Consider the following 5480-nt stretch of genomic DNA (forward strand, 5'->3'; position numbering starts at 1 on the left):
ATCGCGACCCCTGCGCCGCGCCCGCCAGGCGGGCCGATCCCGCTGGCATCCATCGCCGACTGGCATCAGCTGATCGATCGTCTCGAGCTGGGTGGGATCGCCAGTCAGATCGCGCATCATTGCGACCTGTCCGGCTGGGCCGACGGTCGACTCTCATTGAGCCTGGACCCGGCCGCGGAGCATCTGCGCTCCGCCGGTGCCGAGTCGCGTCTCCATGCGGCGCTGGAAAAGGCCTTGGGGACCGCGGTCAAGCTGGATATCCTGGTCGCCCGACCCGGGCGCGAAACCCTCGCCCAGCGGCGTGAGCGCGAGGCCGCCGAACGCCGTCAGGCCGCTGTCGCGGCCATGGAGGAGGACCCCGTGGCGCGGGCGGTGCGTGATGAGCTCGACGCGGAATGGATCGCCGGGAGCATCCAGCCGGCCGATTGAGCGCCGGATCGTCCCCGAGGCGGATGTACCCCTTCTCTCAGCGGGAAGGGAAGACGGGCGTCGCAGTGCGACTGAGACTTGAGAACAGATAGCCAACCGACAAGAGAGGATGCGGGAACTGGACGGCGCTGCGCGCCGTGCGCTATCCCACCCCAGCGTTCCGCTCGGGGTTTCCCGCGCAAGCATATGAAAGGTGGACTCGGTAACCTGCTGAAGCAGGCGCAAAAGATGCAGGAAGACATGAAGCAGGCCCAGGAGCGGCTGGCCCAGGAGGAGGTCGTCGGGGAAGCCGGGGGCGGGATGGTGAAGGTCACCATGAACGGGCGTTATCAGGTCAGTCGGGTGGAGATCGACCCCGGTCTGATGGGTGACGACAAGGAGATGCTCGAGGATCTGGTCACCGCGGCCATCAACGGCGCCGTCCAGCGCGTGGCCGAGAAGATGAAGGAAAACATGGCCGAGTTGACCGCTGGTCTGCCCTTGCCGCCGGGGATGAAGCTCCCCTTCTAGGGGCGTGCCGCGAGCCGTGCCCGAGCGCCCGTTGCTCAACCAGCTGATCGATGCCCTGAGGTGTCTGCCCGGCGTCGGGCCCAAGTCGGCGCAACGCATCGCCTTTCACCTCCTGGAGCGCGATCGGGAAGGGGGGCTGCGGTTGGCCCGGGTCATGGCCGATGCGATGGCGGGGATTCGGCAGTGTCGCCGCTGCCGGACCCTGAGCGAGCGGGAGGTGTGTGCACTCTGTGTCAACCCGAATCGCGACCGGCAGCTGCTGTGCGTCGTGGAGCAGCCCTCGGAGGTCCTGGCGATCGAGCAGGCGACCGATTTTCGCGGCCTCTATTTCGTGCTTGGCGGCCGGCTCTCGCCGCTCGACGGGGTCGGTCCCGACGAGCTCGGCCTCGACCTCCTGGACGCGCGTCTGGGTGCCGGCGAGGTTCGCGAGGTGATCCTCGCCATCAGCCCCACCGTGGAGGGCAGCGCGACCGCCCATTTCATCGCCGAGTCCGCCGCGCGGGCGGGCGTCACCGCGACCCGCATCGCGCACGGTGTGCCGCTGGGCGGGGAGCTGGAATACCTGGATGGGGGAACGCTGGCGCTGGCTTTCAGCGGGCGCCGCCAACTCTGAGACGATTGGTCTATCCCGCAGCGAGTCTCAAGATATGTCTGATACCATCTTCAGCAGGATTGCCTCGGGCGAGCTGCCCGCCGACATCGTTTACGAGGACGAGGACTTGGTCGCCTTCCGCGACCTGCACGCGCAAGCGCCGACTCACATTTTGGTGATCCCGCGCAAGCCGATCCCGACGCTCAATGACGCGAAGCCGGAAGACGCCGAGCTGATCGGCAAGCTGTTTCTGGCCGCCGCCCGCATCGCCGCCCAGGAGGGGATCGCCGAGCAGGGATACCGCACCCTCATCAACTGCAATGCCGCCGCCGGACAGACGGTGTATCACCTGCATCTTCATGTGCTGGGCGGGCGTCCCATGCAGTGGCCCCCGGGCTGACCAAGGTGCGCGGTCCTTGCCGATCTGGCCTATGCGGGTGACCGGCCAGGCGTTAGCATTGCGGGGGCACGAGCCCCGGGGTTGGACGGCGGCCCGTCCATTCACCGAAGAAGGGGAGAGCAGCGGGCGTTTGCCCCGAAAGCATCATGGCAGGGCATCAACAGACCTCCGCGGCGGGTAGACCCGCCGTTTTCGAGCTCAAGGCGGCGGGATTCACCCTGCCGATCATCCGCTTGTTCGAGGCCGACATCGAGGCGGTTGCCGCCGAGCTGGGTACGCGGGTGGAGCAGGCGCCCGAGTTCTTTCGGAATACGCCTGTCGTCATCGATCTGAGCGGGTTCCCCGAGGGGGGCGGGGAGGTCGAGTTTCCCCTCCTGGTGGGGCTGCTGCGTGGTTACGGGATGATCCCCTTCGGGGTGCGCGGCGGGACCAAGGCTCAACATGCCGCCGCCGAGGCGATGGAGCTCGCCATCCTCGGCGATGCCGAAGGGCGCGGTGCCCGCGCAGAGCGTGCGACCGGCTCCGGCGAGCCGGCGCGGTCCGCTCCGGCGCCGAAGCGGGGCGGCGAAGCGCCGTCGGAAGCGGCGGTTTCGCCGCGTCGCAATGGCGCCGGTTTCACCCTCGTCACGCGCCCGGTGCGCTCCGGTCAACGGGTCTATGCGGCCGGGGGGGATCTCTCCGTCATCGCCGCGGTCAGCTCCGGCGCCGAGCTCATGGCAGACGGCAACATCCACGTCTACGGCCCGCTGCGCGGACGGGCACTGGCGGGTATGAAAGGCAACACGGACGCGCGTATCTTTTGCCAGGACCTGCAGGCCGAGCTGGTCTCGGTGGCGGGACACTATCGGGTGAGCGAGAACATCCCGGCCGAGCTGCGCGGCATTCCGGTACAGATCTACTTGGACCATAGGATCTTGAGGATCGAAAAACTCTGACACGACTCAGGGCTGGGCGACGGACCATTCCCTAACGGAGGCTGCTACTTTGGCGAGAATTATCGTTATCACCTCGGGCAAAGGCGGGGTCGGCAAGACGACCACGTCGGCTGCGTTGGCCATGGGGTTGGCGCAACGCGGACATCGGACGGTTGTGATCGATTTCGACGTGGGTCTGCGCAACCTGGATCTCATCATGGGTTGCGAGCGGCGTGTCGTCTACGACTTCGTCAATGTCATCAACCAGGAAGCGAATCTGAACCAGGCGCTGATTCGCGACAAACGGTGCGACAACCTCTATGTCCTGCCGGCCTCCCAGACGCGCGACAAGGAGGCGCTCACCAAGGAAGGCGTGGGCCGTGTGCTCGAGGAGCTGTCCGAGGGATATGACTACATCGTCTGTGACTCGCCGGCCGGAATCGAGCATGGCGCCACCATGGCCATGTACTATGCCGATGATGCGGTCGTGGTGACCAATCCGGAGGTGTCCTCGGTTCGCGACTCCGACCGGATGCTGGGCATCCTGTCGAGCAAGTCCCGCCGTGCCGAATCCAACGCGGATCCGATCCGCGAGTTTCTGTTGTTGACCCGCTATGATCCGCTGCGCGTCGAGAAGGGCGAGATGCTCAGCGTCGATGATGTCCAGGAGATCCTGTCCCTGACCTTGATCGGGGTGATCCCGGAGTCCAAGTCTGTCCTGACTGCCTCCAATGCCGGCGTCCCCGTGGTGCTCGAGCGGGACAGCGACGCCGGCAAGGCCTATGGCGATATGGTCGCTCGTTACCTGGGTGAGGATGTGCCGCACCGTTTTCTCCAGGTGGAGAAAAAGGGCTTTCTGAGCCGCATATTCGGGGGCTAACCTATGGGCTTACTTGACTACTTCCGCTCTTCCCGACCGAAAGGCTCTGCAAGCGTTGCCAAGGAACGGCTGCAGATTCTGGTGGCCCACGACCGTGCTGCGCGCGGCCGTCCCTCTTATCTTCCCAGACTGCAGCAGGAGATCCTGGAGGTCATCCGCAAGTACGTGGAGGTGGACATGAATGCGGTCTCCGTGAAATACGAGCAGGAGGCCAGCCACGAGGTTCTCGAGCTCAATATCATCCTTCCGGATACCGCGCAGGGGCGGGCCTGAGGTCGGCGACCGGTGGCGCGCGGGAGATGTGATCAGAACGGAGAGCGAAAACGCGGTTTCCGCTCTTCTTGGTTTTCAAGCGCTGACGTGCTTTGAAATGGTGGGGCTTTCTGCCCCGGACGGGAAGCGCTGAAGAGTTCAGCGCTTCCCTAAGGCAGGATCCGGATCGGGGTGCCGTCCCGGACCAGTCGCCAGATCTCATCCATTTCGTGGTTCTGCACAGCGATGCAGCCATGCGTCCAATCTCGGTTGGCGTACTGCTGACGCAGTGTCTCGGATCGGACGTAGTTCGGGAGCCCATGGATCATGATCATCCCGCCGGGGTTCGAATACCCCAATTGACGGCTGACGAATTTGTCCCGCTCATTGGGGTAGGAGATATGGATCGACTTGTAGAAATTGCTGTTGGCGTTCCGCCAATTGAGCATGTAGTCGCCGATGGGCGTGCGCTGATCCCCCTCGCGGAACTTGTGACCGTTCGGTGATCCTCCGAGGGCGATTCGGTACTCGCGGATCACGCGACCGTTGTTGTGCAGCTCCAGCTTGCGTTGGGATTTCTTCACGACGACCTTGTCGGCGTGGCCGGCCCGCATGGTCGTGGCCGGCCCGCTGCAGCCCGCGATCCCGACCGCTCCGGCCAATGCGAGGGCGGCGAGTAGGACTCGGCTCCCTCGACGGCTCCGGACGCCGTCCCGGGCGAAGCGGTCTGTGATCGGATGGGCGGGTGCGGTTGAGGTCATGATGTCTGTCGCTTCAGTGTCCATGGGTCCGTTCCTGGATCTGGAATGCCCCGAGTTCGGGGATGCTCATAATCGACACCTGGAAGTTTAGATAAGGTCATGAGGAAAGGCTATCTTTTTCGAATGCCGTGCCGGTGTTGGGCATGGACGGTCAATCGTGTGCCAGGCCTCGGAGAGCACATTGGTCTGGGGTGAGAAGAGACTGATCCGGAGCTGACGAGACAGACGATGCCTCCGGGGAGCGGGCAGGGGTCCGATCAGGTCCGAGATTCGCGCCTCATGCGCATCCGCCCATGCGATTGTGGAACCGGCCTGCGTGTTCTCCGACCCAACGGCAATGCGTGCGGCAGCAACCAGCGACCGCGACCACCCTGTCGACGACTCTCCAACCGCAGACACGCCTAGTTGATGGCCGATGGCGATCCAAGCAACCGACTTCTTCGCTGCGCTCTCGCACGACACCCGGCTCAGGACGCTGATGCTGCTCGCAGAGCACGGGGAGCTGTGTGTCTGTGAGCTGACCCATGCCATCGGCGTAAGCCAGCCGCACCTGTCCCGCCACTTGTCGCAGCTGCGCGAGCTGGGGCTGGTCGCTGATCGTCGCGCTGGCCTCTGGGTCTACTACCGCATCCACCCCGAGCTGCCACCCTGGGCGCAGGCCGTGCTGCATGAGACGCATGCCGGGCTGCGCGACAGGAAACCCTTGGTCGATGACGTCAGGGCCTTGAGCGCCATGCCGAAC

At 64.9% G+C, this 5480-nt stretch carries 9 protein-coding genes; 8 read left to right on the forward strand and 1 reads right to left on the reverse strand.

What is annotated here, in order from left to right; all coding sequences use genetic code 11:
- The 7 genes from LJE61_RS11895 to minE all read left to right on the forward strand — a co-directional run.
- A partial coding sequence (locus tag LJE61_RS11895; RefSeq protein ID WP_296918493.1) for a DNA polymerase III subunit gamma/tau C-terminal domain-containing protein occupies positions 1-429 on the forward strand: 429 nt, incomplete at its 5' end.
- Between the two features lie 186 nt (positions 430-615).
- Positions 616-939: a YbaB/EbfC family nucleoid-associated protein gene (locus LJE61_RS11900; RefSeq protein WP_296909559.1), complete on the forward strand. Its 324-nt coding sequence runs from the start codon at positions 616-618 to the stop codon at positions 937-939.
- A 16-nt stretch (positions 940-955) separates the two neighbouring features.
- Entirely contained in the window at positions 956-1552 is a 597-nt protein-coding gene (recR, locus tag LJE61_RS11905) for a recombination mediator RecR (protein ID WP_296909558.1), read from the forward strand.
- Between the two features lie 34 nt (positions 1553-1586).
- Positions 1587-1931, forward strand: a complete 345-nt coding sequence (locus tag LJE61_RS11910) for a histidine triad nucleotide-binding protein (protein WP_296909557.1) — start codon at positions 1587-1589, stop codon at positions 1929-1931.
- Between the two features lie 146 nt (positions 1932-2077).
- Positions 2078-2866, forward strand: coding sequence for a septum site-determining protein MinC (gene minC / locus LJE61_RS11915; RefSeq protein ID WP_296909556.1), 789 nt, complete (start codon positions 2078-2080; stop codon positions 2864-2866).
- Positions 2867-2915: 49 nt separating this feature from the next.
- Positions 2916-3725 carry a septum site-determining protein MinD gene (gene minD, locus LJE61_RS11920; protein ID WP_296909555.1) on the forward strand — a complete coding sequence of 270 codons (810 nt, stop codon included), beginning with the start codon at positions 2916-2918 and terminating at the stop codon, positions 3723-3725.
- A gap of 3 nt (positions 3726-3728) precedes the next feature.
- The gene (gene minE, locus LJE61_RS11925) at positions 3729-3998 is read left to right on the forward strand and encodes a cell division topological specificity factor MinE (protein ID WP_296909554.1); all 270 of its coding nucleotides are present in this window, start codon (positions 3729-3731) and stop codon (positions 3996-3998) included.
- 149 nt (positions 3999-4147) lie between these two features.
- Here minE and LJE61_RS11930 read toward each other — a convergent pair whose 3' ends face one another.
- Positions 4148-4738 (reverse strand): L,D-transpeptidase family protein, encoded by a 591-nt coding sequence (locus tag LJE61_RS11930; protein WP_296909553.1) that lies wholly within the window; start codon positions 4736-4738, stop codon positions 4148-4150.
- Positions 4739-5153: 415 nt separating this feature from the next.
- On the opposite strand from LJE61_RS11930, the gene LJE61_RS11935 reads away from it, so the two are divergent.
- Positions 5154-5480 (forward strand): metalloregulator ArsR/SmtB family transcription factor (locus LJE61_RS11935; protein WP_296918494.1); only part of this gene is annotated, 327 nt, incomplete at its 3' end.

The sequence above is a fragment of the Thiocapsa sp. genome (assembly GCF_022340925.1).
Lineage (GTDB): Bacteria > Pseudomonadota > Gammaproteobacteria > Chromatiales > Chromatiaceae > Thiocapsa.